The organism is Cellulosimicrobium sp. NPDC055967 (assembly GCF_042269845.1).
In the GTDB taxonomy this organism is placed as follows: Bacteria; Actinomycetota; Actinomycetes; order Actinomycetales; family Cellulomonadaceae; genus Cellulosimicrobium.
Map to the genome: position 1 here is coordinate 112702 of NZ_JBHJYJ010000009.1, position 24279 is coordinate 136980.

23 protein-coding genes are annotated in these 24279 nt (G+C 73.3%); 9 read left to right on the top strand and 14 right to left on the bottom strand.

The window, feature by feature from the left end; all coding sequences use genetic code 11:
* Nucleotides 1–50 precede the first annotated feature (50 nt).
* The 4 genes from ACFC2L_RS13315 to ACFC2L_RS13330 form a co-directional block, all read right to left on the bottom strand.
* Entirely contained in the window at nt 51–1892 is a 1842-nt protein-coding gene (locus ACFC2L_RS13315) for a glycoside hydrolase family 13 protein (protein WP_375824778.1), read from the bottom strand.
* Between the two features lie 4 nt (nt 1893–1896).
* Nucleotides 1897–2814: a sugar ABC transporter permease gene (locus tag ACFC2L_RS13320; protein WP_375824779.1), complete on the bottom strand. Its 918-nt coding sequence runs from the start codon at nt 2812–2814 to the stop codon at nt 1897–1899.
* A 1-nt stretch (nt 2815) separates the two neighbouring features.
* Nucleotides 2816–4459: an ABC transporter permease subunit gene (locus ACFC2L_RS13325; protein ID WP_375824780.1), complete on the bottom strand. Its 1644-nt coding sequence runs from the start codon at nt 4457–4459 to the stop codon at nt 2816–2818.
* 152 nt (nt 4460–4611) lie between these two features.
* Nucleotides 4612–5844 (bottom strand): extracellular solute-binding protein, encoded by a 1233-nt coding sequence (locus ACFC2L_RS13330; protein WP_375824781.1) that lies wholly within the window; start codon nt 5842–5844, stop codon nt 4612–4614.
* 266 nt (nt 5845–6110) lie between these two features.
* Here ACFC2L_RS13330 and ACFC2L_RS13335 point away from each other — a divergent pair, with 266 nt between their 5' ends.
* Together ACFC2L_RS13335 and ACFC2L_RS13340 are read left to right on the top strand one after the other, a co-directional pair.
* Complete coding sequence (locus ACFC2L_RS13335; protein ID WP_375824782.1) at nt 6111–7148, top strand: LacI family DNA-binding transcriptional regulator; 1038 nt, start codon at nt 6111–6113, stop codon at nt 7146–7148.
* A 222-nt stretch (nt 7149–7370) separates the two neighbouring features.
* On the top strand, nt 7371–9188 hold the full coding sequence (locus tag ACFC2L_RS13340) for a glycoside hydrolase family 13 protein (RefSeq protein WP_375824783.1): 1818 nt from the start codon (nt 7371–7373) through the stop codon (nt 9186–9188).
* 78 nt (nt 9189–9266) lie between these two features.
* Here ACFC2L_RS13340 and ACFC2L_RS13345 read toward each other — a convergent pair whose 3' ends face one another.
* Together ACFC2L_RS13345 and dusB are read right to left on the bottom strand one after the other, a co-directional pair.
* A complete protein-coding gene (locus ACFC2L_RS13345; protein WP_375824784.1) occupies nt 9267–9944 on the bottom strand; it encodes a hypothetical protein in 678 nt (225 codons plus the stop codon).
* Between the two features lie 42 nt (nt 9945–9986).
* A complete protein-coding gene (gene dusB, locus ACFC2L_RS13350; RefSeq protein WP_375824785.1) occupies nt 9987–11219 on the bottom strand; it encodes a tRNA dihydrouridine synthase DusB in 1233 nt (410 codons plus the stop codon).
* 115 nt (nt 11220–11334) lie between these two features.
* Here dusB and ACFC2L_RS13355 point away from each other — a divergent pair, with 115 nt between their 5' ends.
* Complete coding sequence (locus ACFC2L_RS13355; RefSeq protein WP_157759413.1) at nt 11335–11493, top strand: hypothetical protein; 159 nt, start codon at nt 11335–11337, stop codon at nt 11491–11493.
* 117 nt (nt 11494–11610) lie between these two features.
* Here the strand turns inward: ACFC2L_RS13355 and ACFC2L_RS13360 are convergent, their stop codons facing one another.
* The gene (locus ACFC2L_RS13360; protein WP_237843107.1) at nt 11611–13008 is read right to left on the bottom strand and encodes a glycine--tRNA ligase; all 1398 of its coding nucleotides are present in this window, start codon (nt 13006–13008) and stop codon (nt 11611–11613) included.
* Nucleotides 13009–13169: 161 nt separating this feature from the next.
* Between ACFC2L_RS13360 and ACFC2L_RS13365 the strand changes: the two genes are divergently transcribed.
* The 6 genes from ACFC2L_RS13365 to ACFC2L_RS13390 are packed head-to-tail and all read left to right on the top strand — an operon-like array spanning nt 13170 to nt 17663.
* Nucleotides 13170–14165 carry a metal ABC transporter substrate-binding protein gene (locus ACFC2L_RS13365; RefSeq protein WP_375824786.1) on the top strand — a complete coding sequence of 332 codons (996 nt, stop codon included), beginning with the start codon at nt 13170–13172 and terminating at the stop codon, nt 14163–14165.
* On the top strand, nt 14162–14992 hold the full coding sequence (locus ACFC2L_RS13370) for a metal ABC transporter ATP-binding protein (protein ID WP_353708945.1): 831 nt from the start codon (nt 14162–14164) through the stop codon (nt 14990–14992). Before ACFC2L_RS13365 ends, ACFC2L_RS13370 begins: the two co-directional genes overlap by 4 nt.
* Nucleotides 14989–15957 carry a metal ABC transporter permease gene (locus ACFC2L_RS13375; protein ID WP_375824787.1) on the top strand — a complete coding sequence of 323 codons (969 nt, stop codon included), beginning with the start codon at nt 14989–14991 and terminating at the stop codon, nt 15955–15957. The genes ACFC2L_RS13370 and ACFC2L_RS13375 overlap by 4 nt, the downstream gene beginning before the upstream one ends.
* Complete coding sequence (locus ACFC2L_RS13380) at nt 15954–16343, top strand: Fur family transcriptional regulator (protein ID WP_253050294.1); 390 nt, start codon at nt 15954–15956, stop codon at nt 16341–16343. Before ACFC2L_RS13375 ends, ACFC2L_RS13380 begins: the two co-directional genes overlap by 4 nt.
* A gap of 3 nt (nt 16344–16346) precedes the next feature.
* Complete coding sequence (locus tag ACFC2L_RS13385) at nt 16347–16955, top strand: DedA family protein (RefSeq protein ID WP_375824788.1); 609 nt, start codon at nt 16347–16349, stop codon at nt 16953–16955.
* Between the two features lie 30 nt (nt 16956–16985).
* Nucleotides 16986–17663: an alpha/beta hydrolase gene (locus tag ACFC2L_RS13390; RefSeq protein ID WP_375824789.1), complete on the top strand. Its 678-nt coding sequence runs from the start codon at nt 16986–16988 to the stop codon at nt 17661–17663.
* Nucleotides 17664–17685: 22 nt separating this feature from the next.
* Here ACFC2L_RS13390 and ACFC2L_RS13395 read toward each other — a convergent pair whose 3' ends face one another.
* From ACFC2L_RS13395 to leuA, 7 genes are all read right to left on the bottom strand, one after another.
* Nucleotides 17686–18063, bottom strand: a complete 378-nt coding sequence (locus tag ACFC2L_RS13395; protein WP_375824790.1) for a VOC family protein — start codon at nt 18061–18063, stop codon at nt 17686–17688.
* Nucleotides 18064–18138: 75 nt separating this feature from the next.
* The gene (locus ACFC2L_RS13400) at nt 18139–18930 is read right to left on the bottom strand and encodes an isoprenyl transferase (protein WP_375824791.1); all 792 of its coding nucleotides are present in this window, start codon (nt 18928–18930) and stop codon (nt 18139–18141) included.
* The gene (gene recO, locus ACFC2L_RS13405; protein ID WP_375824792.1) at nt 18930–19742 is read right to left on the bottom strand and encodes a DNA repair protein RecO; all 813 of its coding nucleotides are present in this window, start codon (nt 19740–19742) and stop codon (nt 18930–18932) included. The genes ACFC2L_RS13400 and recO overlap by 1 nt, the downstream gene beginning before the upstream one ends.
* A 54-nt stretch (nt 19743–19796) precedes the next feature.
* Nucleotides 19797–20369, bottom strand: a complete 573-nt coding sequence (locus ACFC2L_RS13410; protein ID WP_375824793.1) for a TetR/AcrR family transcriptional regulator — start codon at nt 20367–20369, stop codon at nt 19797–19799.
* Nucleotides 20370–20478: 109 nt separating this feature from the next.
* Entirely contained in the window at nt 20479–21189 is a 711-nt protein-coding gene (locus tag ACFC2L_RS13415) for an ABC transporter ATP-binding protein (RefSeq protein ID WP_375824794.1), read from the bottom strand.
* Nucleotides 21186–22307: an ABC transporter permease gene (locus ACFC2L_RS13420; protein WP_375824795.1), complete on the bottom strand. Its 1122-nt coding sequence runs from the start codon at nt 22305–22307 to the stop codon at nt 21186–21188. Before ACFC2L_RS13420 ends, ACFC2L_RS13415 begins: the two co-directional genes overlap by 4 nt.
* A gap of 120 nt (nt 22308–22427) precedes the next feature.
* On the bottom strand, nt 22428–24209 hold the full coding sequence (leuA, locus tag ACFC2L_RS13425) for a 2-isopropylmalate synthase (protein WP_375824796.1): 1782 nt from the start codon (nt 24207–24209) through the stop codon (nt 22428–22430).
* Nucleotides 24210–24279 lie beyond the last annotated feature (70 nt).

Here is a 24279-nt window from a genome sequence, read left to right on the forward strand (position 1 = left end):
ACTGACCGTCGCTCGCCGGGCAGCCCTGCGGGACTGCCCGAACGGGCGGATCAGCCCAGGCGCCACACCCCGACAGCCGGGCCGTCGCCCGCGAGCCGGGCGCCGCCGTCGTGCCTGGTGAGGTCCAGCGTGCCGTGCAGCCGCTCTGCCTCGCCCGACCCCACGAGCGCCGGGTGCAGCGTGACGCCGTCCCACGGCGCGCGGGCGAGCGTGACGAGCACGCGTTCCTCCGGCGTCTCGCGCAGGTAGACGAGGGCGTCGTCGTCCACGTGCACCCACCGCAGGCCGCCGTGCCGCAGCGCGTCCGAGCTGCGCCGGACGGCGATCAGGTCGCGGTACAGGTCGAACGTCGCGGCGTCCCAGCGACCCGAACCCGTCGACGCGTCGTCCCACGGCATGGTCGCGCGCCCGTGCTCGCCGTTGAGGCCCGTGAGCCCCACCTCGTCGCCCGCGAACACGACCGGCGTGCCGGGGTAGGTGAGCAGGAGCGTCGCCGCGACCTCGACCATCTCGCGCGAGCCGACGATCGAGCGCAGGCGCGGGGTGTCGTGCGACCCGAGCATGTTCCACTGCGACGCCGTGACGCGCCACGGCAGCACGGCGTCGAACTCGCGCATCGTCGCGACGACGTCGCGGCCGCCGCGCCGCGGCGTGCGCACCGGGAGGCCGAGGTAGGGCACCGGCGAGTCCGCGGGCGACAGCCACGTCCAGGCCGGGCGTGTGAACGCCGAGTAGTTCATGTTCGCGTGCCAGCCATCGCCCGCCAGGTCACCCGAGGCGTCGTGGAAGTGCTCCGCCACGAGCGCCGCCTCGGGGTTCGCGGCCCGCATCGTCGCGCGCAGGCGCCGCGCGACCTCGAGCGTGCGGTCTTCGGCACCGAACCGGCCGGTCATGTTCGCGACGTCGATGCGCCAGCCGTCGAGGCCGAACGGCTCGCCCAGGTAGCGCCCGACGACGGACCCGGGCCCGTCGATCATCCGCGCCCCGAGCTCGGCCGAGCCGTACGACAGCTTGGGCAGCGACGCGTGCTCGAGCCAGCCCACGTACCCGGGCTCGCCGTCGGTCCAGTAGTAGAAGTCGCGCTCCGGCGCGGCGGGATCCGCGAGCGCCCGCGCGAACCACTCGTGCCCGGCGCCCGTGTGGTTGGTCGTGAGGTCGCCCATGACGCGCAGCCCGCGCGCGTGCGCGGCGCGGACCAGCGACGCGTACGCCGCGTCACCGCCGAGCAGCGGGTCGACATGGTCGAACGTGCTCGCGTCGTAGCGGTGGTTGGACCGGCCCGGGAAGACGGGCGTCGTGTACAGCGTCGTGACGCCGAGCGCGACGAGGTGGTCGAGCCGCTCCTCGACGCCGGCGAGGTCGCCCCCGTAGAACTGCGTCCCGACGTCGGGCCCCGACCCGTGCGGCTCGTCGCCCCAGGCCGCCGGGACGGCCCACTCGGGCAGCGGGCGCCCGTCGGCCGCCGCCGACCGGGCGAACCGGTCCGGGAAGACCTGGTAGACGACGCCGTCGCGCATCCACGCGGGCGCGCCCTCGTGGACGGTGAGGCGGAAGTCCGCGGCGTCGGGCACGTCGCGGTCCCACACCCCGCGGCCGTTGAGCCAGCGGTACCCGGCCGCGCCCTCGTCGAGGAAGAACCGGTACCCCGTCGCGGGGTTGTGCACGAGCACCTCGGCGACGTACCAGTCCTCGTGCTCGTCCGAGCGGTCGAGCCGCGCGGGGGCGAGCCGGGGCTCGCCGTCGCGCACGGTGCGCAGCCACACGTCGCGCACGCCCGCCGACCGGGGCACGCGCACGCGGACGGGGACCGTTTCCCCGAGGGCGGGGACGCCCTCGGGGACGTACAGCGCCGAGCCGTCGTGGTGCGGGACGGGGCTCGCGACGTCGCGCACGCCGTCAGCCCTTCACGGACCCGGCGGTGAGCCCGCCGACGATGTACTTCTGCAGGTAGAGGAACAGCGCGAGCACAGGCAGCGCGGAGATCACGGCGCCGGCCGTGAACAGGCCCCAGTTCGCCTCCTTGAGCGACGACACCCAGCCGTAGAGCCCGACGGCGAGCGTCCAGTTGCGCTCCGACGTGAGGACGATGCGCGCGATGATGAACTCGCCGAACGTGCTGATGAACGACAGCAGCGCGACGACCGCGAGGATCGGGGCGACCAGGCGCAGGATGATCGTCCAGTAGATCTGCGAGTGCGTGGCGCCGTCGATCTTGGCGGCCTCGTCGAGCTCGCGCGGGACCGTGTTGAAGAACCCGTACATGAGGAACGTGTTCACGCCGAGCGCGCCGCCCAGGTACACGGCGATGAGTGCGATCTTGCTGTTCAGGCCCAGGATCGGGACGACGTTCCCGAGCCCGATGAGCAGCAGGAAGATCGCCACGAACGCGAGCATCTGCGGGAACATCTGGACGATGAGCAGCGACGTGAGTCCCATGCGGCGCCCGGCGAACCGGAAGCGCGAGAACGCGTAGGCGGCGGCCGCGCCCATGAGCACCGTGCCGACGGACGTCGCGACCGCGATCACCAGCGTGTTGCCCATCCACGTCCAGAACATCGTGGTGCCGAGCTCGGCGTAGTTCGCGCCGCTCACGTCGGAGAAGAGCGTGTTGGAGCCGGTGAGGGTGCCGTTCTCCGACAGGGACGCCGAGAGGACGTAGACGAGCGGGAAGGCCGCGTAGACGACGGCGATGACACCGACGAGGTGCCGCCAGCCGAGCTCGGAGAACCAGCGGCCCGGCTTCATCCGGGTCCGCGAGACCGCGGACGGGGCGGGCCGACCGCCGACGACGGGGGGTGCCTGGGTGGTCGCCATGTCAGCTGATCTCCTCGAACTTGCGCGTGCTGCGGAAGGCGATGGCCGAGATCGTCCCCACGATGACGAAGATGACGATCGACAGCGCGCTCGCGAGACCGAAGTCCTTCTGGGCGGACCCGTCGACACCCGAGATCGAGTAGACCATCGAGATGAGGATGTCGGTGTGGCCGAGCGGGACGGACGCGTCGGCGAACCGTGGACCGCCGCCGGTGAGCATGTAGATGAGCGTGAAGTTGTTGAAGTTGAAGGCGAACGACGAGATGAGCAGCGGCGCGGTCGCGATGAGCAGGAGCGGGAGCGTGATCGCCCGCCACGTCCGCCAGCGCCCGGCGCCGTCGATCTTGGCCGCCTCCATGACGTCGCCCGGCAGCGACTGCAGCGCGCCCGTGCAGATGAGGAACATGTAGGGGAAGCCCAGCCACAGGTTCACGCCGAGCACCGAGAGCTTCGCGAGCCACGGGTCCGTGAGCCACGGGATGTGCGCGCCGCCGAGGATCACCTCGTTGATGAAACCGAACCGCGTATTGAGCAGGCCGGACCAGAGCAGCGCGGCGAGGAACCCCGGGATCGCGTACGGCAGGATCATGAGCGTGCGGTACACCTTGCGCCCGCGCATCCGCGTGTCGTTGAAGACGATCGCGAGGAAGAGGCCGAGCAGGAACGTCGTGACGACCGAGCCGATCGCGAAGACGAACGTCCACACGAGGATCTTGACGAACGGCTGCGCGTAGCGGGCGTCGGAGAACGCGGTGACGAAGTTGTCGAAGCCGACGGGCACGCGCCACCCGACCGCGAGGGTCGAGCCGTCGGGGGCCTGGAACTGGCCCTCGTCGTTCGGGGTGTAGACGGTCCCGGTCGTCGTGTCGGTCATGGTGTCCGCCGCGGCGTCCCACTCGAGCGCCGACGTGTAGACGTAGCCGGTCCGCGCGTCCGTGGTGCGGATCGACCCGTCCTCGGGGTCGTCCGAGACCGGCACGCGGAGCTCGGTCACCTCGGCCTGGCGCTGGAGCACCTGGTCACGGGGCAGCACGGTGAAGCCGGGGACGTCGGTCGCGCGACCGTCCTCGACCGTCGCGCCGTCCACGACGGCGAGCGGCCGGTCCGCCGTCCCGGCCTCGACCTCGCCGTCCTCGGTGACGACCGCGAAGCCGAGCGCGTCGCCGTCCTCGACCACGGTCAGGGCCGACGAGGCAGAGCCCTCGACGCGGCGCTCGTTCTGGATGAGCAGCGCGGAGACCGCCTGCTCCTTGGTCGCGTTGTGCCCGGTGCCGTAGTTGGTGAAGGCGACGTACCCGGTGTAGCCGACCACGAAGATCTGGTAGACGAGGAGGAAGAGCAGCCCGGGAAGGATGTACTTGAGCGGCAGCGCGCGCTTGGAGAAGTACACCCAGTTCGCGACGACGAGCATCGCCAGGGACGCCGCGAGGATCCCGTACGAGCCCTCGGTCCACGCGGACCAGACCACGTACACGCCGAGCGCGTCGACGACGGCCATGAGCGCGAGCTTGACGAAGAACCCGGGGCTGTAGTCCCGTGCGTGCGAGGCGTCGGCCCCGCGCGACCGGAGGGTGTGCCGAGGCGGGGGGCCGTCGGTTCCGGGCGAGCCGACTCCCGCGTCGGTCGTGGTCTGTGGGGCGGACATCGTGGTGCCTCCGAGGTCGTCGGACGCGGTGCGTCCCGCGTCTTCCCGAGTGTCGTCGTGCTGCGTCGCAGCCGGTGCCGGGTCGGTGGTGCCGACGCGCCGTCGCGGTGCGCAGGGACGTCCTGCGCACCGCGACGGCGACCGGGACCAGGTCAGGAGTCGATCGCGCCCTGGATGTCGGCGATCATCTTGTCCCAGGTCGGGACGGGGTCGGCACCGCTGACGATCGCGGCCTCCGTGACGCCCCAGAAGCTCCAGACGGACGCCATCTCGGGGATCGAGGGCATCGGCACGGCCTCGGCGCCGACGGCCCGGAAGCCCGCGACGATCGGGTCGCCCGCCGAGGCGGAGTCGGCCGCGACCGTCAGCGCCGGCGGACGGTTGCCTGCCTGGTAGAGGGCGAGCTGGGCCTCCTCCGTGGACAGGAAGTTCACGAGGAAGTCGTTCGCGACGATCGCGTTCTTGCTCTCGGCGCTGAGGTAGAAGCCCTGGACACCGACGAACGGCTGGGCGGGCTGCCCGCCCGCGGTCGGGATCGGGTCGATCGACAGCTCCATGCCCTCGAACGACTCGATCATCCACGGGCCGCCGACGATGAACGGGGACTGGCCGTTCTTGAACGCCTCGACGGCGATGTCGTACGTCGTGTCCTGGCTCAGCACGCCCGCGGCGCCCTGGGCGCCGAGCCACTGCGCGTACGCCTGGCCCTCGGGGCCGCCCATCGCGAGCTCGGACGTGTAGCTGCCGTCCTCGTTCTGCGTAAACACCGGGGCGCCGAACGACGTCTGGAACGGGTAGTGGGTGTACGGGTCGCCCTTGTCGCCGTCGGACTGCACGAGGATCGGGAACTGGGTGCCCGCGGCCTGGCCGGCGGCGACGGCCTCGTCCCACGTCGCCGGAGCGGTCGGCGCGAGGAGGGTGTTGCGGATCAGGGCGATGTTCTCGATCGCGTAGGGCAGGCCGTAGACCTGGCCGTCCTGCGTGAACGCCTGGATCGAGACGTTCTCGAAGTCGGCCGCCTTGTCGCCGAGCTCGAGCGGCGCCACGACACCGTTCGTCGTGAGCTCGCCGAGCCAGTCGTGCGCGCCGACCGTGATGTCGGGGCCCTCGCCCGTCGGGACCTGCGCGAGGAAGTCCGCGCGGATGTCCTCGAAGTTCTTGAGGACGACCTCGACGGTCGTGCCCGTCTCGGCCTCGAACGACTCGGCCGCCGCGGTCACGGCGTCCTGGCGGGTCTCGTCGACCCAGACGGTGAGCGTGCCGCCGGCGGAGGTGTCCTCGGCGCTCGGCTCGTCGGTGCTCTCGTCTCCCGAGCCGCCGGACGAGCAGGCGGCCAGCGCCAACGTCGTGGTCAGCGCGGCGGCAAGAAGGATGCTCCGTCGCATCAGTGGTCACTCCCAGCATGTTGCAGTGCGGTGGCGGCCGACGTCGGTTTCGCACCGACCGTGGCCCTGATGCGACGACGGTAGAGCGCGAGGTGGCACCGATGCAAGTCGTTGCGGTAACTTTCATGCAACGCTTTGCAGGGCGTCGACCGGCGCCCGCCCCGCCTCCCCCGGCCGACGGGTCCGCGCGCCTCCCCACGGAGGCGCACGGCCCACCGACCGGACGACCAGGACGAGGAGGTCCGGTGTCCCCTACGCTTCCCCATGTGCGCACCCGTCTCAGCGATCTCGCCGCCCAGGCCGGCGTCTCCACCGCGACGGTCTCGCGCGTCCTCAACGGGAAGCCCGGCGTCGCGAGCGAGACCCGCCAGGCGGTCCTCGCCGCTCTCGACGTGCTGGGCTACGAACGCCCCTCCACGCTGCGCACCCGCTCGGCCGGCCTCGTGGGCCTCGTCGTCCCGGAGCTGACGAACCCGGTCTTCCCCGCGTTCGCCCAGACGATCGAGTCGCTGCTGTCGGAGCACGGGTACACCCCGCTGCTGTGCACGCAGTCTCCCGGCGGCACGACCGAGGACGACTACGTCGAGATGCTCATGGACCACGCGGTCGACGGCATCGTCTTCGTCTCCGGCCTGCACGCCGACACCCAGGCGAGCCACGAGCGCTACGAGCGCCTGCGCAGCCGCGGCATCCCGATCGTGCTGGTCAACGGGTTCGCCGAGGGCATCGACGCGCCCTTCGTCTCGCCCGACGACGTCGCGAGCGTCGAGCTGTCGGTGCGCCACCTGGTCTCGCTCGGGCACCGGAGCGTCGGGCTCGCGATCGGGCCCGACCGCTTCGTGCCCGCCCAGCGCAAGCTCGCGAGCTTCGCCGACTCCCTCGTGCGCCACGGCCTCGTGGCCGACGAGTCCGAGGCGGCGCAGCACGTCGTCGTCACGCTGTACACCGTCGAGGGCGGGCAGGCGGCGGCCGGCGACCTCATCGACTCCGGGCACACCGCGATCGTCTGCGGCTCCGACCTCATGGCGCTCGGCGCGATCCGCGCGGCCCGCTCACGCGGCCTGCGCGTGCCCCAGGACGTCTCGGTCGTGGGCTACGACGACTCGCCGCTCATCGCCTTCACCGACCCGCCCCTGACCACGGTGCGCCAGCCCGTGAACGCGATGGCGCACGCCGCGGTGAGCGCGCTGCTCACCGAGATCGCGGGCGAGCGCGCCCCGCGCTCGGAGCTGCTGTTCCAGCCGGAGCTCATCGTCCGCGACTCCACGGGCGCCGCCCCGGCAACCGGCGGACCCACCGCCTGACGACGGCACGCCGCGGCAGCACGACCCGAGGCACGACTCACGCTGCGGCGTCGACGACCTGCCCGCCAGCCTGTCGGGACGGACGCCGTCGACCCGTCACCGCAAGCGCTTACACTCGACGGAGGGTCGGCGTCACCCCGCTCCGCCTGCCGAGTGATCCCCCTGAAGAACCCCGACACCACGCACGTGAGGACCGACAGCTCGATGACTCGTATCGATTCGATGCCGACCGCCAGCACCACCGCGCCGGCCGCCGCGCCCGCACCCTTCAGCACCGGGGCGCTCGTGCACGCCGGCCCCGGCGAGGCGCCCGAGTGGTGGCGCGACGCCGTGATCTACCAGGTCTACCCCCGCTCCTTCGCGGACGGCGACGGCGACGGCGTCGGCGACCTGCCCGGCATCACGTCGAAGCTCGACCACCTCGCCGAGCTCGGGGTCGACGCGGTGTGGCTGAGCCCGTTCTACCGCTCGCCCCAGAAGGACGCCGGCTACGACGTCGCCGACTACCGCGACGTCGACCCGCTGTTCGGCACGCTCGCCGACTTCGACGAGCTGCTCGCCCAGGCCCACGCCCGCGGCATCCGCGTGATCGTCGACCTCGTGCCGAACCACACGTCCGACCAGCACGCGTGGTTCCAGGCCGCGCTGGCCGCGCCCGAGGGCTCGACCGAGCGCGCTCGCTACGTGTTCCGCGAGGGTGAGGGCGAGCACGGCGAGCTGCCCCCGAACAACTGGCAGTCGATCTTCGGCGGCCCCGCGTGGACCCGCGTGACCGCGGGCCCGGGCGCCCGCCCCGTCACCGGCGCCGAGGACGAGACCCCCGGCCAGTGGTACCTGCACCTGTTCGACTCGACCCAGCCCGACCTCGCGTGGGACAACCCGGAGGTCCGCGAGGAGTTCGAGCAGGTCCTGCGCTTCTGGCTCGACAAGGGCGTGGACGGGTTCCGCGTCGACGTCGCGCACGGCATGATCAAGGCCGACGGCCTGCCCGACTGGGACGGCACCGTGTCCATGGTGGAGGGCACCGCCGAGGAGGAGACCGACCCGGGCGCGCCCGAGGACGGGTCCACGGGCGCCGGCAACTCCGGCCCGATGTTCGACCAGGAGGGCGTCCACGAGATCTACCGTGCGTGGCACCGCGTCCTCGCGGGGTACGACGGCGACCGCGCCCTCGTCGCCGAGGCGTGGGTCGAGCCGCTCTCGCGCCTCGCGCGCTACGTCCGCCCGGACGAGATGCACCAGGCGTTCAACTTCTCCTTCCTCACCACCGCGTGGTCGGCGGCGCCGCTGCGCACCGTGATCGCGGCGTCGCTGCGCGCGAACGACGAGGTCGGCGCTCCCACGACGTGGGTCCTGTCGAACCACGACGTCGTGCGGCACGCGTCGCGCCTCGGCCTCGCCGACCCGGGTCTGCGCCCCAACGGGATCTTCGCGCACGACCCGCAGCCCGACGAGGAGCTCGGCCTGCGCCGCGCGCGCGCCGCGTCGCTGCTCATGCTCGGACTGCCCGGGTCGTCGTACCTCTACCAGGGCGAGGAGCTCGGGCTGCCCGAGCACACCGCGCTGCCCGACGACGTGCGCGAGGACCCCGCCTTCTTCCGCACCCAGGGCGCCGAGGCGGGCCGCGACGGCTGCCGCATCCCGATCCCCTGGCACGCGGACGCCGACGGCTTCGGCTTCGGTCCGTCCGGGAAGACGTGGCTGCCCCAGCCCGCGTCCTACGGCCGCTACGCCGCCGACGCCCAGCGCGGCGTCGAGGGCTCGACCTACGAGACCTACCGCACCGCGCTCGCGACGCGCCGCGCCGAGCGGCTCGGCTCCGGCACGCTCGCGTGGGTCGAGGACTTCGCGGGCTCCGCGGACGTCGTCGCGCTCCGCAACCGCGACGTCGTCGTCCTCGCCAACCTCGGCACGGAGCCCGTCGTGCTGCCGCGCGGCACGGAGGTGCTCGTCGCGTCGGGCCCGGTGCTCACCGACCGCTCGGCCGACCCGCAGGTCCGCGTCCCGTCCGACACGACGGTCTGGCTGCGCGCGCACTGACCTGCGCGCTCGTCGGGGCCGACAAGGGGCGGCGACACCCCCGGGCACGGCCGGGGCCCCCAGGGGCCCCGGCCGTCGTCATGCCCGCAGCCCGGACTCGAACGCGGCCCGGACGACCACCGCGGCAAGCGCCGCGTCGTCGCCGTCGTCCGGGGAGCACGCCACGACGCCCGGGCCGACGAGCCGCCACCAGGGCCCCTCCACGGCGACGACGAGCACGGCGCCGCGCACCGCCCCGATCCCGACGCCGTGCGCACGGGCCACGTCGTCGGCGAGCGCGGCCAGCCCGCGGTGGTCGCCCGCCGTCGCACGCCGGGGCAGCTCCCCCGCGCGGGCCGCCTCACGCGCCGAGAGGTCGCGCCACGCCTCCGGGAAGAGGCGCACGACGGCGTCGCGCAGCGCGGGCACGTCGCCCAGCGCGGCGAAGCCGGGTGGCGCCCCGATCGCCTCGTGCACGACGGCGCGCTCGCGCACCCACGAGAGGAACGGCCCCTCTCCCGCGGGCGGCTCCGCCACCTGGCCTTCGCCCGCGAACGCGAGGGCGGCCCGCCACCACGCGGCCCACCGGCCGGAGGCCGCCACCCGCTCGTCGTCCGCCAGCAGACCCGACCGGTCCGGCGGCCGCGGGACCGCGCGGGGAGGCACGTCGTCGCCAAGGACGACGAGCCCGAGCGCGTCGCGGAACCAGAGCAGGAGGTCCAGGTCGTGCCCGTCCGCCACGGACAGGCGCCACGACGGCTCGCCCGTTCGCTGCATCGCCGCGTCCCCGCTCGCCCGCCGAGCTGCCGTCAGCCGCCGTCAGCCGCCGGAGACGCTCAGCTCGGCCTCGCGCAGGCGCTCCTCGTGCTCGGCGTCGAGCTCGCGCGAGTCGAGCCAGCCGTAGGGCAGGTGCGGCGTCTTGGGCGACCCTGCGCGGCCGCGCTGACCCTCGGCGGCCTCGCCGGGGTAGGGCGCGTCCTGGTCGAGCGCGTCGAGGTACTCCCGCAGCTCGTCGAGCGTCGAGACCATCGCGAGGGCGCGGCGCGCGTCGCCGCCGACCGCGTAGCCCTTGAGGTACCAGGCCATGTGCTTGCGCAGGTCGCGCATGCCCTTGCCCTCGTCGCCGTCGAAGTACTCGATCATGAGCTCGCCGTGGCGGTAGATCGTGTCGGCCACCTCGCGCAGCCCGGGACGCACGCGCTCGGGGCGCCCCGCGAACGCGGCGGCGAGGTCGGCGAACAGCCATGGCCGCCCCTGGCAGCCGCGGCCGACGACGACGCCGTCGCAGCCCGTCTCCCGCACCATGCGGACGGCGTCCTCGGCGGACCAGATGTCGCCGTTGCCGAGCACCGGGACGCTCGTCACGGCCTCCTTGAGGCGGGCGATCGCGGTCCAGTCGGCGGTGCCGGAGTAGTGCTCGGCGGCCGTGCGCGCGTGGAGCGCGACCGCGGCGACGCCCAGGCCCTCGGCGATCCGGCCCGCCTCGAGGTAGGTGAGGTGGTCGTCGTCGATGCCCTTGCGCATCTTCACGGTGACCGGCACACCGTACGGGCGCGCCGCCTCGACCGCGCCTCGCACGATCGCCGTGAACAGGTCCCGCTTCCAGGGCAGGGCCGCTCCCCCGCCCTTGCGCGTCACCTTGGGCACGGGGCAGCCGAAGTTGAGGTCGACGTGGTCGGCACGGTCCTCGGCGACGATGATGCGCACCGCCTCGCGCACGGTCGCCGGGTCGACGCCGTACACCTGGGCGGAGCGCGGCGTCTCGTCCGCGCCGAACGTCACGATGCGCAGCGCCTCGGTGTTGCGCTCCACGAGCGCACGGCTCGTCACCATCTCGGCCACGTAGAGACCGGGGTCGTCACCGCCGCTCGCGCCCGCCTCGCGGCACAGGGTGCGGAACGCCCGGTTCGTGACGCCCGCCATCGGCGCGAGCACGACCGGCGTGTCGACGACGATCGGACCGATCTGCAGCGGCGCGAGCAGCCGACCCGCGCCGGGGTCGGCGGCGGTCGTCGTGCTGAGGACGGTGGCGGGAGCAGTCACGCGCTCCATTGTCCCATCCGGTCGGAGCCCCGCCGCGATCGCCTCTCAGCGAGCGAGTGGACGTGACCTGTGTGACGGTGGGGAGGTCCGGCAATCCAGGTCGGACACGGACGAAAGGGACGACATGCCTCTCTGGCTCATCCTGGTCATCGTCGGCGCCGTGCTGCTCATCCTCGGTGTCGCCATCGAAGCCGCGAAGATCCTCATCTGGATCGGCATCATCGTGCTGGTCGTGAGCCTCGTGGTCGGCCTGCTCAACCGGGCGAAGGGGGCGGCCCGCTAGCGCGAGGCCGCAGGGGGCGACGCGTCCCGGACGACGCGACGGAGGGGCGGGACCACGAGGTCCCGCCCCTCCTGCGTGCCCGGCGCGCGCGGGCTCCCCGCGCGGCCGGGCGGAAAGTCAGGCGCCGAGCAGGTGCCCGGCGAGGTACTCGGTGACCTTGTCGAGCGCCACGCGCTCCTGGGCCATCGAGTCGCGGTGCCGGATCGTCACGGCCTGGTCGTCGAGCGTGTCGAAGTCGACCGTGATGCAGAACGGCGTGCCGATCTCGTCCTGACGGCGGTACCGGCGGCCGATGGCGCCGGCGTCGTCGAAGTCGACGTTCCAGTACTTGCGCAGCTCGGTGGCCAGGTCCTTCGCCTTGGGCGAGAGCTGCTCGTTGCGGCTCAGCGGGAGCACGGCGGCCTTGACCGGCGCGAGGCGGTGGTCGAGGCGCAGGACCGTGCGCGTGTCCACGCCGCCCTTCGCGTTCGGCGCCTCGTCCTCGGTGTACGCCTCGACGAGGAACGCCATGAGCGAGCGCGTGAGGCCCGCGGCCGGCTCGATGACGTAGGGGACCCAGCGCTCGTTCTTCGTCTGGTCGAAGTACGACAGGTCCTTGCCGGAGTGCTCGGCGTGGGTCTTGAGGTCGAAGTCGGTGCGGTTGGCGATGCCCTCGAGCTCACCCCACTCCGAGCCGGAGAAGCCGAAGCGGTACTCGATGTCGACCGTGCGGGTCGAGTAGTGCGAGAGCTTCTCCTGCGGGTGCTCGTACAGACGCAGGTTGTCGCGCGCGATGCCCAGGTCGACGTACCAGTCGGTGCGCGTGTCGATCCAGTACTGGTGCCACTCGGCGTCCGTGCCCGGCTCGACGAAGAACTCCATCTCCATCTGCTCGAACTCGCGCGTGCGGAAGATGAAGTTGCCGGGCGTGATCTCGTTGCGGAACGACTTGCCGATCTGGCCGATGCCGAACGGCGGCTTCTTGCGGCTCGCGCCCATGACGTTCGCGAAGTTCACGAAGATGCCCTGTGCCGTCTCGGGGCGCAGGTAGTGGAGGCCGGACTCGTCCTCGACGGGGCCGAGGTAGGTCTTGAGCATCATGTTGAAGTCGCGCGGCTCGGTCCACTGCCCGCGGGTGCCGCAGTTGGGGCACACGATCTCGGCGAGGCCGCCCTCGGGCGCGCGGCCCTTCTTCTCCTCGAACTCCTCGATCATCTGGTCCTCACGGAACCGCTTGTGGCAGTGCAGGCACTCCGTGAGCGGGTCGGTGAAGACGCCGACGTGACCCGAGGCGACCCAGACCTGGCGCGGGAGGATGACGGACGAGTCGAGGCCGACGACGTCGTCGCGGCTGGTGACCATGGCGCGCCACCACTGCTTCTTGATGTTCTCCTTGAGCTCGGTGCCGAGCGGCCCGTAGTCCCAGGCGGAGCGGGTACCACCGTAGATCTCGCCCGAGGGGAAGACGAACCCGCGCCGCTTGGCGAGGGAGACGACGGCGTCGAGACGGGCGGTGGGTGAGGGCGCTGCGGCCACGGACATCACTCCTGGTGCTCACGGCCCCGCACGTGGCTCGTGGGGGCTGGACGGGTGGGCGACGCCCGCTCGGGCGCCGACCGACCAGCGTACCCGGCCGTGACCGGCCTCACCGGGATCGGTTTTGACATTCATTCTCAAGAAGGCGGACACTGGTGGTCATGCACCGCTCCTCCGCCCCGCGCCGCCGCGCCCTCGCCACCACCGCAGTCCTCGCCACGGCCGCGCTCGTCGCGGCGTGCTCCCCCGGCGACGGCGGCTCCGGAGGCTCCGATGGCAGCGACGACGGGCGGCTCCAGGTGCTCGCGTCGTTCTACCCGCTGCAGTACGTCGTCGAGCAGGTCGGTGGCGACCACGTCGACGTCTCCAACCTCACGCCGCCCGCGGCCGAGCCCCACGACCTCGAGCTCGCGCCCGCCCAGGTGCGCGCGATCGGCGACGCCGACCTCGTGGTCTACCTCTCGGGCTTCCAGCCCGCCGTCGACGAGGGCATCGAGCAGCGAGCCCCGGAGCACGTCGTCGACGCGGCCGAGTCCGCCGGGCTCGAGGAGCACCCGGGCGGCGAGGGCGAGCACGCCGACGAGAGCGCGGAGGAGCACGCCGAGCACGCGGACGAGTCCGGCGACGGCCACGACCACGGCGCGACCGACCCGCACTTCTGGCTCGACCCGACGCGCCTCGCCGCCGTCGGCGACGCCGTCGCCGACGAGCTCTCCGCGATCGACCCCGACCACGCGGACGACTACGCCGCCGGCGCCGCCGCCCTCACCGCGGACCTCGACGACCTCGACACCGAGCTCGCCGAGGCGCTCGCGCCGTGCGCCGGCGCGACGCTCGTGACGTCGCACGAGGCGTTCGGCTACCTCGCGGAGCGCTACGGCCTCCACCAGGTCGGCATCTCGGGCATCGACCCCGAGGCCGAGCCGTCGCCCGCGCGACTGCGCGAGGTCGGCGAGATCGTCCGCGAGAACGGCGTGACCACGATCTTCTTCGAGACGCTCGTGAGCCCCAAGGTGACCCAGACGCTCGCCGACGACCTCGGCGTGCAGACCGCCCTCCTCGACCCGATCGAGAGCCTCGCCGACGGTGCGACGGACTACCGTGAGGTCATGGAGTCCAACCTCGAGGCGCTCACCTCCGGTCTCGTCTGCTCATGACGGGCGCAGCGGAGCTCGTCGCCGCGCGCGACGTCCACGTGACCCTCGGCGGGAGCGAGATCCTGCGCGGGATCGACCTGACCGTCGGCGCCGGCGAGGTCGTCGCGGTCCTCGGCGCCAACGGGTCGGGCAAGTCGACGCTCGTGCGGGCGCTCGTCGGGATCGTCCCGCTCTCCCGTGGCTCCGTCGACCTGTTCGGCGCACCGCTCGGTCCCCGCCTGCCCTGGCGGCGGCTCGGGTACGTGCCGCAGCGCGTCGCCGCGCCGTCGGGCATGCCGTCCACCGCGTCCGAGGTCGTCGCCTCCGGCCTCCTCGGCGGCGGCCGCCTCCGGCTCCCCCGCGGCTGGCGGGCGCGCACGGTCGAGGCGCTCGACCTCGTGGGGCTCGCCGACCGCGCGGACGACTCCACCGCCGAGCTGTCGGGCGGCCAGCAGCAGCGCGTGCTCATCGCCCGCGCCCTGGTCCGCCGGCCCGACCTGCTCGTCCTCGACGAGCCCGTGGCGGGCGTCGACAAGCCCAGCCAGGAGGCCTTCGCCGCGACCATGACGCGGCTCGTCGGCGACGGGCTCACCGTGCTCGTCGTCCTCCACGAGCTCGGGGCGCTCGCCCCGCTCATCGAGCGCGCCGTCGTGCTGCGCCACGGCCGCGTCGTGCACGACGGCGCCCCGCCCCGCGCGTCGTCGACCCACGCGGGCGCCACGCACCAGCACCTGCACCCGCACGAGCCCGCGGACACCGACAACCGCACCGCCGGACCGGAGACGGGCCTCACCGACACCCTGAACCCGGACCTCGCCGCGGGCCACGCACCCAGGACGGCCTCATGACCACGTTGCTCTCCGAGATCTCCCTGATGCTCACCGACCCGCTCATGCAGCGTGCCCTCCTCGCCGCGCTCCTGGTCGGCGTCAGCGCGCCCGTCGTGGGCACCTACCTCGTGCAGCGCAAGCTCTCGCTCCTCGGCGACGGCATCGGGCACGTCGCCCTCACCGGCGTCGCGCTCGGCTGGCTCGTCGGGGCGGCGATGGGCGTCGTGCCGAACGACGCGCTCGCGATCCCCGGCGCGGTGGTCGCCGCCGTGCTCGGTGCGGTCGCCATCGAGGTCGTGCGCGAGCGCGGCCGCACGAGCGGCGACCTCGCGCTCGCGCTGCTCTTCTACGGCGGCATCGCGGGCGGCGTCCTGCTCATCGGCCTCGCGGGCGGCTCGTCCGGCAGCCTCATGCAGTACCTGTTCGGCTCGATCTCGACGGTGACGTCGTCGGACCTCGTCCTCACCGTCGTGCTCAGCGCGGTGATCCTGCTCGTCGGGGTCGGGCTGCGCGCGGCCCTGTTCTCCGTGAGCCACGACGAGGAGTTCGCGCGCGCGTCGGGCCTGCCCGTGCGCACGCTCAACATCGCCGTCGCCGTCGTCGCGGCGCTCACCGTGACGGTGTCGATGCGGGTCGTCGGGCTGCTGCTCGTCAGCGCGCTGATGATCGTGCCCGTCGCGGTCGCCCAGCTCGTCACGCGCTCGTTCCGCCGCACCATGCTCGTCGCGTCCGTCGTGGGCGTCGTCGTGTGCGTCGCGGGCCTGTCCTTCACGTACTGGAACAACGTCTCGCCGGGTGCGACCATCGTGGTCCTCGCGATCGCGGCCTACCTGCTCGTCGCCGTCCTGCGGCCCCTGTGGGTCCGGCGACGCCCGCGCGTGGCGCGCGACCCGCACCCGGACATCCCCGACGACGTCGAGCTGGACCTCGTACCCTCGGGGGCGTCGGACCGCACACCCGGAGGTGACACGTGCAGCGCATGACCCGGCAGCGCGCCGCCGTCTCGGACGCGCTCGAGGACCTCGACGACTTCCGCAGCGCCCAGCAGCTCCACGAGATCCTGCGCACCCGCGGGGACAACGTGGGGCTCGCGACCGTCTACCGCACGCTCCAGAGCCTCGCGGACGGCGGCGACGTCGACGTGCTGCGCACCGAAGAGGGGGAGAACCTCTACCGCCGGTGCGAGCGCCGCGAGCACCACCACCACCTCGTGTGCCGCACGTGCGGCCGCACGGTCGAGATTGACGGCCCGACCGTCGAGACGTGGGCCAACCAGGTGGGCACGTCGCACGGGTTCGTCGACATCCAGCACACGATCGAGCTGTTCGGCACGTGCGCGGGGTGCGCCCGCGCCTCCGCGCGGGACTGAGCCGTGCCCGACGCGCTGGACGGTGCCCCGTTCGCCGCGCTGTTCGCGTTCTTCTTCGCGATCGCGTTCGTGCGGACGCAGGCGACGTACTGGATCGCGCGGCTCGTCACGACGTGGACGCTCGACCGCACGCGGCCCGTGAGGCCGTGGGTCGCGCGCGTCCACGCCTGGCTGTCCGGACGCTCGGCGGCGCGCGGGATCGAGACCGTCCGCCGCTGGGGCGTCCTCGCCGTCCCCGTGTCCTTCCTCGCGACCGGCACCAAGACCGTCGTGAACGCCGCCGCCGGGGTCGTCCGGATGCCGTTCGGCCGCTACCTCGCCGCGATGACGCTCGGGTGCGCGGTCCACGCGACCATCTACGCGACCGTCGGCTGGGCCGTGTGGACGGCCGCCTTCGCCGCGGCGACCGGGTCGCCGTGGGGTGTCGCGGCGCTCGTCGCGCTCGTCCTCGCCGTGGCCGTCGGGGTGGTCGTCCTGGTCCGCCGCCGCGCCGCCCGGGAGCCCGGCGTCGCGGAGAGCGCGACGGTCGCCCTCGACATGGACGGCCTCGTCCGCGACGGCGCGGACGCGCACGTCCTGGACGGGACGGACGCGCCGCGCCTCGACCGATGAGACGGCGCGCGCTCGACCGTCCGAACGTGCATGACGACCTTTCTCCTGCTCCCCGGCGCCGGCGGCGACCCCGCGTACTGGGACCTGCTCGCGCCCGAGCTCGACCGGCTCGGCCATCTGCCGGTGCCCGTCGACCTGCCCCAGCACGACGAGGCCTACGGCTGGGCCGACCTCACCGACATCGCCGTCGCGACCCTGCACCGCGCGGCCGGGCCCGCTGAGCGGGGCGACCTCGTCGTCGTGGCCCAGTCCATGGGTGCGTACGTGGGCCCGCTCGTGTGCGAGCGCGAGCCGGTCCGCCTGCTCGTGCTGCTCAACCCGATGATCCCGCTGCCGGGCGAGTCGGGCGCCGACTGGTGGCGCGCGACGGACCACGCCGCGCGGCGTGCCGCGACGGGCCTCGGGCCGTTCGACCCGGTGGACGACTTCTTCCACGACGTGCCCGACCCGGTCGCGGCCGCCGTGCAGAGCAGCGACCGGCAGCCGTCCGACCGCTCGTTCGCCGAGCCGTGGCCTGCCCGCTCGTGGCCCGACGTGCCGACCGTCGTGTTCCAGGGCGCCGACGACCGGCTCTTCCCCCTGCCCTTCCAGCGCGCCGTCGCCCGCGAGCGCCTCGGTACCGAGGTCGAGACGCTGCCCGGCGGCCACCTCGTCGCGCTCAGCCGACCGGTCGAGCTCGCCGCCCGGCTCGCCGCCCTCGCCGGCTGACGGACGGGCGTTCCCCGGCGCCTCAGCCGACGGTCGTCGCCGAGCCGTCGGCCGCGCCGACGCAGAACTGGTTGCCCTGCGGGTCCGCGAGCACGGCCCAGCGGTAGCCCGGGATCGTGTGCTCCGCGACGAACGTCGCGCCGTCCGCCACGAGCGCGGCGACGTCCGCCTCGCGGTCGGACGCCCCGAGGTCCAGGTGCAGCCGGTTCTTCCCGGGCGTCGGGTCCTCGACGCGCTGGAAGCCGAGCACCGGGGCGGTCACCCCCTCGGCGGGCACGACCTCGAGGAACCACCCGTCCGACTCGTCGACGACCCGCCCGCCGAGCTGGCGCGCCCACCACTGCGCGAGCGGTCGCGGGTCGGTGGAGTCGACGGTCACCATGCCGATGCTCAGAGCCATGCCGCGCACGCTACCGGTCGGCACCCACGGCGTCTCGACGACGACCTGCGCGACCCGCACGCCGGGCGCACGGCGTCAGGCCGTGCCGCCCACGGCGTCCACCGCGCCGCCGTAGCGACGGTCGCGCCGCGCGTACTCCTCGACCGCGCGCCACAGCGACCGGCGGTCGACGTCGGGCCACGGCTCGGGGAGGAACACGAGCTCCGCGTAGGCGGCCTGCCAGATCATGAAGTTGGACGTGCGCTGCTCGCCCGAGCTGCGCAGGAAGAGGTCGACGTCCGGCAGGTCGGGCTCGTCGAGGTGCTGCTGGATCGTCCGCTCGGTGACCTTGCCCGGGTCGAGCCGCCCGGCGGCGACCTCGCGCGCGATGGCGGCCGCGGCGTCGGCGATCTCGGCGCGCCCGCCGTAGTTGACGCACATCGTCAGGGTGCAGACGTCGTTCTGCCTCGTCTGCTCCTCCGCGATCTCGAGCTCCTTGATGACGGAGGTCCACAGGCGCGGCCGGCGCCCCGCCCACCGCACCCGCACGCCCCACGAGTCCATCTCGTCGCGGCGACGCCGGATGACGTCGCGGTTGAAGCCCATGAGGAACCGCACCTCGTCGGGCGAGCGCTTCCAGTTCTCCGTCGAGAACGCGTACGCCGACACGTGCTTGACGCCGATCTCGATCGCCCCCGCGACGACGTCGAGCAGCGCCGCCTCGCCCGCCTCGTGGCCCGCGGTGCGGGGCAGACCGCGCGCGTTGGCCCAGCGGCCGTTGCCGTCCATGACGACGGCCACGTGGTTCGGCACGAACTGCGCCGGGATCGCCGGCGGTCGCGCACCGCTGGGGTGCGGGAACGGCGGAGCGTAGGTCCGCTTCGCCATCAGGCGTCCGCCCCCGTGCCTCGACGGTCGGCGGCGGCGCCGACCGGCCCCGCGGGCGAGGCGGCAGACGGGGCGACGGGCGCGTCCCGCTCGACCATGCGCAGTGATCGCAACGTTCTCTCCAGGTGGTATTGGCTGTAGGCGGCCACGAGGCCGCTCGCTTCCTTGCGGTGCCGGGCGTCCGAGGCGTCGGCGGTCTCCCACTCCCCCGCGAGCAGCGCGGCGAGGAGCGCGAAGGTCTCAGACGCGGGCGCCGTCGACCCGGGCGGGCGGCAGCGCGAGCAGACCGCACCCCCCTGCGCGACGGCGAACGCGTGGTGCGGGCCCGGCTCGCCGCAGCGCGCGCAGTCGACGAACGACGGCGCCCAGCCCGCGACGGCCAGCGCGCGCAGGAGGTAGGAGTCGAGCACCAGGCTCGGCGCGTGCGCCTGCTCGGACAGCGCCCGGAGCGCCCCCGCGAGCAGCCAGTACTGCTGCACGGCGGGCTCGCGCTCGTCGGCCACGAGCCGCTCCGCCGTCTCGAGCATCGCCGCCCCCGCGGTGTACAGGCCGTAGTCCTCGCAGATCCGCCGCGCGTACGGGCCGATCGTCTCCGCCTGCGTCACCGTGTCCAGGGACCGTCCCGCGTAGAGCTGGACGTCCACGACCATGAACGGCTCCAGCCGCGCACCGAACCGGGACGACGTGCGCCGCACGCCCTTGCCCACGGCGCGCACCTTCCCGTGCTCGCGCGTCAGGAGGGTGACGATGCGATCCGCCTCGCCCAGCTTCTGGGCGCGCAGCACGATCGCGTCGTCTCGGTACAGCACCACGCCCCTATTGTCCGTCACGCCGCCGACACGGCGCGCACCACCCGCCGACGGCGCTCAGGCCGGCGCGAGGCACCCGAGGACGGCCCGCACGCGGTCCAGCGTCGTCTCCGGGTCCTCGCCGGCCTCCACCTGGCGCGCCGCGGCGAGGACGACCGCGTTGACGAGCTCCGCGGAGCGCGCGGCGTCCGGGACGCCGCGCTGCTCCAGGGCCTCCACGAGCGGGACGAGGATCGTCGCGTGCATCGCGGCGCTCTGCTGCGCGAGCGCCTCGCGGCCCGCCTCGGCGCGCAGCGCCGCGACGACGGCGTGCTCGCCCTCGGCGACCAGGAGCAGGTTCTCGCGCGCGTAGGCGACGATCGCGTCCTCCGGGGAGGCAGCGCCGCCCACCGCGCTCGTGATACGCGCCGACCAGCGCGGCACGACGTCGGCGACGACGGCGTCGAGCAGCTCCTCCCGCGACCCGAAATACTGGTAGACGCTCGACCGGGCGAGCCCGGCGCGCGCCGCGACCGCCGCGAGCGTGAGCCCGCTCCCGTCCTCGCGGATGAGCTCGCGCGCGGCGTCGAGCAGGGTCCGCAGCTGCGCGGCGCGGTGCTCCGCCACCGTCGGAGCGGCGATCTTCGGCACGGTGCCTCCTCCTCCCCGGGCACGACGACCCGGCCGGACCATCATGCCCGAGGACCGGGCGCGGGGCGGCGCCGTCCTCGCGGGGCCGCCCCGGCCAGTCACCCGGTGGTCACCCGGCGACGGCGGGGAGCCCAAGGCGCCCGTCGACCATCTCGACGACGCGGTGGCAGTGCTCGAGAACGTCGTGGTCGTGCGTGACCATGAGCGCGGCGGCACCGAACGCCTCGACCTCACGGGCCAGGAGGCTCACGACCTCGTGGCTGCGCGCCCGGTCGAGCGCCGCCGTCGGCTCGTCGACGAGGAGCAGCGCGGGGCTCGCGACGAGCGCTCGGGCGATGCCCACGCGCTGCCGCTCGCCGCCGGAGAGCTGGTCCGGGCGACGGTCCGCTCGGTGGCTCATGGACACGGACTCCAGGAGCTGGCGGGGGTCGCGGGCGCGGGGGTCGCGCTCGTCGACCCGGGCGATCCGCAGCGCGAGCCGGAGCTGGTCGACGCTCGTGAGCGCCGGGAGGAGGTTGCCGGACTGGAAGACGAAGCCGATGCGCTCGCGCCGGAGCCGCGCGCGCTCGCGCTCGCCCGCCGCACCGAGGTCGACGCCTTCGAGGCGGACGGTCCCGGACTCCGGCGCCGTGAGCGCGCCGGCGACGGCGAGCAGGCTCGACTTGCCGGACCCCGAGGGCCCGACGACACCGACGAGCTCGCCCGCGGCGACGCTCAGGCTGACCTCGTCGAGTGCGACGACCGTGGTGTCGCCGTCGCCGTGGCGGACGGTGACCCGCTCGATCTCGAGCACGGCCGTGGCGGGGGTGGTGGTGCTCATCGCTGCCCTCCCAGGGCGGTCAGGGGGTCGACGGAGGTGATGCGCGCGACGGCGACGGCCGCTCCGGCCATGCCGAGGACGAAGAGCAGGACGCCGGCCAGCACGAGGTCGGGTGCCTGGAGCGCGAACGGCATCGGAGACGCGCCGAGACCCGCGCCCGCCGCGACGCCGAGAGCGAAGCCCACGCCGATCGAGGCGAGCAGGAGCACGGCGGCCTGGCCGAGGGAGTCGGCGAGCAGGAAGCGGCGCCGCGCCCCCATGGCGCGCATGACGGCGATCTCGTGCCGGCGCTGGATGACCCACACTGTGAAGAACGCCCCGACGACGAGCGCGGAGATGGCGTAGAGGAACACCTGGATGAGCAGGAGGGTCGCGGTCTCGGCCGTGTACCCGGGCGAGGCGTCGAAGGACTCGGTGAGCGTGCGCGTCACCGTGCCCGACGCCGCGTCGGCGGCCTCGCGGTCGAACGACCCGGGGTCGGTCCGCAGCGCGACGGCGGTCGCGACGTCCGGGACGTCGGTGCCCGGGTCCACCGCACCGGCGAGCAGCTCCTGCCACGTGCCGAGCGGGAGGTACGCGACGTCGACGTGGCCGAACGTGTGCTGGTCCTCGAGGACGCCCACGACGGTGAGGGTGCGCTCCGGGCGTGCGAGAGCCACGGTGTCCCCGACGGAGAGGCCGTCGTCGGCGGCGGTCGCCGAGACGACGATCCCGTCCGCCGCCCCGACCGGGTCGCCCTCCGCGAGGGCGGTGGGGGCGACGAACGAACCGGGCTCGACACCCACGAGGGTGAGGTCCACGGGCGAGCCGTCCTCCTGGTGCGCGTTCGCCAGGAGCAGCCCGTACGGGGCGGCGTCGAGCACGCCCGACTGCGCGGCCATGGTGCCGACCTGGTCCGTCTCGATGACGGACCGTGTGAACGCGGCGTCGGTCCCGGTGCCCTCGGCGAAGGCGAAGTCGGTCACGGGCGTGCGCTTGAGGCCGGAGACGCCGTCGTTGACGAGTCCGGCCGACAGCCCGGAGAGCAGGACGACGAGGACCGCGACCAGCGCGACGACACCGCCCATGAGCAGGAAGCGGGTGCGCGCGAAGACGAGCTCGCGCAACGCGAGGAACATGAGGGACCTTCCGATGTTGTCGACAGTGCGTCGGCATCTTACCAACAGCGCGTCGGCAAAACGCCGACGGCCCGGACGACGAGGTCGTCCGGGCCGTCGGGAGATCGGCGTGGCGGGCGGTCAGCCCTGGGCGCGCTCCGCGCGGTTCACGGCGGACACGATGGCCTTGAGCGAGGCGGTCGTGATCGACGGGTCGATCCCGACGCCCCACAGGACGTCGTCGCCCACCTGGCACTCCACGTACGCGGCGGCCGTGGCGTCCCCGCCCTCCGAGAGCGCGTGCTCCGCGTAGTCCAGGACGCGGACGTCGACCCCTACCTGCGCGATCGCGTCGACGAACGCCGCGACGGGGCCGTTGCCGGTGCCCTCGAGCGTGAGCTGCTCGCCGCGGTCGACGACGTCGACGCTCAGGGTGTCCGGCCCGTCCTCGCTCGACGACGCGCGCGTGGAGCGCAGCTTGAGCCGACCCCACGGCTCCAGGCCGGAGTCGGGCTCGACGGGCAGGTACTCGTCGGAGAAGATCCGCCAGATGTCGTCGCCCGTGACCTCGGTGCCCTGCTGGTCGGTGTGGTGCTGCACCGCCTGGCTGAACTCGATCTGCAGGCGCCGCGGCAGGTCGAGGTGGCGCTCCGACTTCAGCAGGTAGGAGATGCCGCCCTTGCCGGACTGCGAGTTGACGCGGATGACGGCCTCGTAGGAGCGGCCGACGTCCTTGGGGTCGATCGGCAGGTACGGGACGGCCCAGACGAGGTCGTCGACGGTCTTGCCCTCCGCCTCGGCGTGGGCGGCCATCGCGTCGAAGCCCTTCTTGATGGCGTCCTGGTGCGAGCCGGAGAACGCCGTGAAGACGAGGTCGCCGGCGTACGGGTGGCGCTCGGGCACGCCGAGCTGGTTGCAGTACTCGACGGTGCGGCGCACGTGGTCGATGTCGGAGAAGTCGATCTGCGGGTCGACGCCCTGGCTGAACAGGTTCATCCCCAGCGTCACGAGGCACACGTTGCCGGTGCGCTCGCCGTTGCCGAACAGGCAGCCCTCGATGCGGTCGGCGCCCGCCTGGTAGCCCAGCTCGGCGGCGGCGACGGCGGTGCCGCGGTCGTTGTGCGGGTGCAGCGACAGGACGACGTTCTCGCGGTGGTTCAGGTGCCGGTTCATCCACTCGATCGAGTCGGCGTAGACGTTGGGCGTCGCCATCTCGACCGTCGCGGGCAGGTTGATGATGACCTTGCGGTCGGGGCGGGGCTCGAAGACGTCGAGCACCTCGTTGCAGATCCGGGCGGCGAACTCGAGCTCGGTGCCGGTGTACGACTCGGGCGAGTACTCGTAGTAGACCGTGGTCTCGGGGACCGTCTCCTCGAACTTCTTGCACAGCCGCGCGCCGTCGACGGCGATCGCGATGATGCCCTCGGGGTCGGAACGGAAGACGACCTCGCGCTGGAGCACCGACGTCGAGTTGTACAGGTGGACGATCGCCTGCTTGGCGCCCTTGATGGCCTCGTAGGTCCGGGCGATGAGGTGCTCGCGCGACTGCGTCAGGACCTGGATGACGACGTCGTCGGGGATGCGGTCCTCCTCGATGAGCATCCGGACGAAGTCGAAGTCGGTCTGCGAGGCGGAGGGGAAGCCGACCTCGATCTCCTTGTAGCCCATCTCGACGAGCAGCTCGAACATGCGCAGCTTGCGCTCCGCGTTCATGGGCTCGATGAGGGCCTGGTTGCCGTCGCGCAGGTCCACCGCGCACCAGCGGGGGGCGGTCTCGATGCGCTTGTCGGGCCACGTGCGGTCGGGCACCGACACGTCGATCTGCCGGTGGAACGGCAGGTACTTGTGGATCGGCATTCCCGACGGCTGCTGCGGGTTCGCGTCCGTGGCGGCGGGCGTCGAGGAGGGGGCTGAGGCGTTCATCATGGGTCCTTCGGGTCGTCTGATGGGTGTCAGCCGGCACACCGACCACCGCGACGAGGGACCGGCTAGA

Excerpts from the sequence above, each read along its gene's own strand:
- ACFC2L_RS13370 (WP_353708945.1), top strand. The coding sequence starts at position 14,162 with ATGACGGGCGCAGCGGAGCTCGTCGCCGCGCGCGACGTCCACGTGACC.
- ACFC2L_RS13365 (WP_375824786.1), top strand. The coding sequence starts at position 13,170 with ATGCACCGCTCCTCCGCCCCGCGCCGCCGCGCCCTCGCCACCACCGCA.
- ACFC2L_RS13415 (WP_375824794.1), bottom strand. The coding sequence starts at position 21,189 with ATGAGCACCACCACCCCCGCCACGGCCGTGCTCGAGATCGAGCGGGTC.
- ACFC2L_RS13345 (WP_375824784.1), bottom strand. The coding sequence starts at position 9,944 with ATGCAGCGAACGGGCGAGCCGTCGTGGCGCCTGTCCGTGGCGGACGGG.
- leuA (WP_375824796.1), bottom strand. The coding sequence starts at position 24,209 with ATGAACGCCTCAGCCCCCTCCTCGACGCCCGCCGCCACGGACGCGAAC.
- ACFC2L_RS13330 (WP_375824781.1), bottom strand. The coding sequence starts at position 5,844 with ATGCGACGGAGCATCCTTCTTGCCGCCGCGCTGACCACGACGTTGGCG.
- ACFC2L_RS13340 (WP_375824783.1), top strand. The coding sequence starts at position 7,371 with ATGCCGACCGCCAGCACCACCGCGCCGGCCGCCGCGCCCGCACCCTTC.
- ACFC2L_RS13320 (WP_375824779.1), bottom strand. The coding sequence starts at position 2,814 with ATGGCGACCACCCAGGCACCCCCCGTCGTCGGCGGTCGGCCCGCCCCG.
- ACFC2L_RS13390 (WP_375824789.1), top strand. The coding sequence starts at position 16,986 with ATGACGACCTTTCTCCTGCTCCCCGGCGCCGGCGGCGACCCCGCGTAC.
- ACFC2L_RS13375 (WP_375824787.1), top strand. The coding sequence starts at position 14,989 with ATGACCACGTTGCTCTCCGAGATCTCCCTGATGCTCACCGACCCGCTC.
- ACFC2L_RS13380 (WP_253050294.1), top strand. The coding sequence starts at position 15,954 with ATGACCCGGCAGCGCGCCGCCGTCTCGGACGCGCTCGAGGACCTCGAC.
- ACFC2L_RS13395 (WP_375824790.1), bottom strand. The coding sequence starts at position 18,063 with ATGGCTCTGAGCATCGGCATGGTGACCGTCGACTCCACCGACCCGCGA.
- ACFC2L_RS13355 (WP_157759413.1), top strand. The coding sequence starts at position 11,335 with ATGCCTCTCTGGCTCATCCTGGTCATCGTCGGCGCCGTGCTGCTCATC.
- ACFC2L_RS13325 (WP_375824780.1), bottom strand. The coding sequence starts at position 4,459 with ATGTCCGCCCCACAGACCACGACCGACGCGGGAGTCGGCTCGCCCGGA.
- dusB (WP_375824785.1), bottom strand. The coding sequence starts at position 11,219 with ATGGAGCGCGTGACTGCTCCCGCCACCGTCCTCAGCACGACGACCGCC.
- ACFC2L_RS13400 (WP_375824791.1), bottom strand. The coding sequence starts at position 18,930 with ATGGCGAAGCGGACCTACGCTCCGCCGTTCCCGCACCCCAGCGGTGCG.
- ACFC2L_RS13420 (WP_375824795.1), bottom strand. The coding sequence starts at position 22,307 with ATGTTCCTCGCGTTGCGCGAGCTCGTCTTCGCGCGCACCCGCTTCCTG.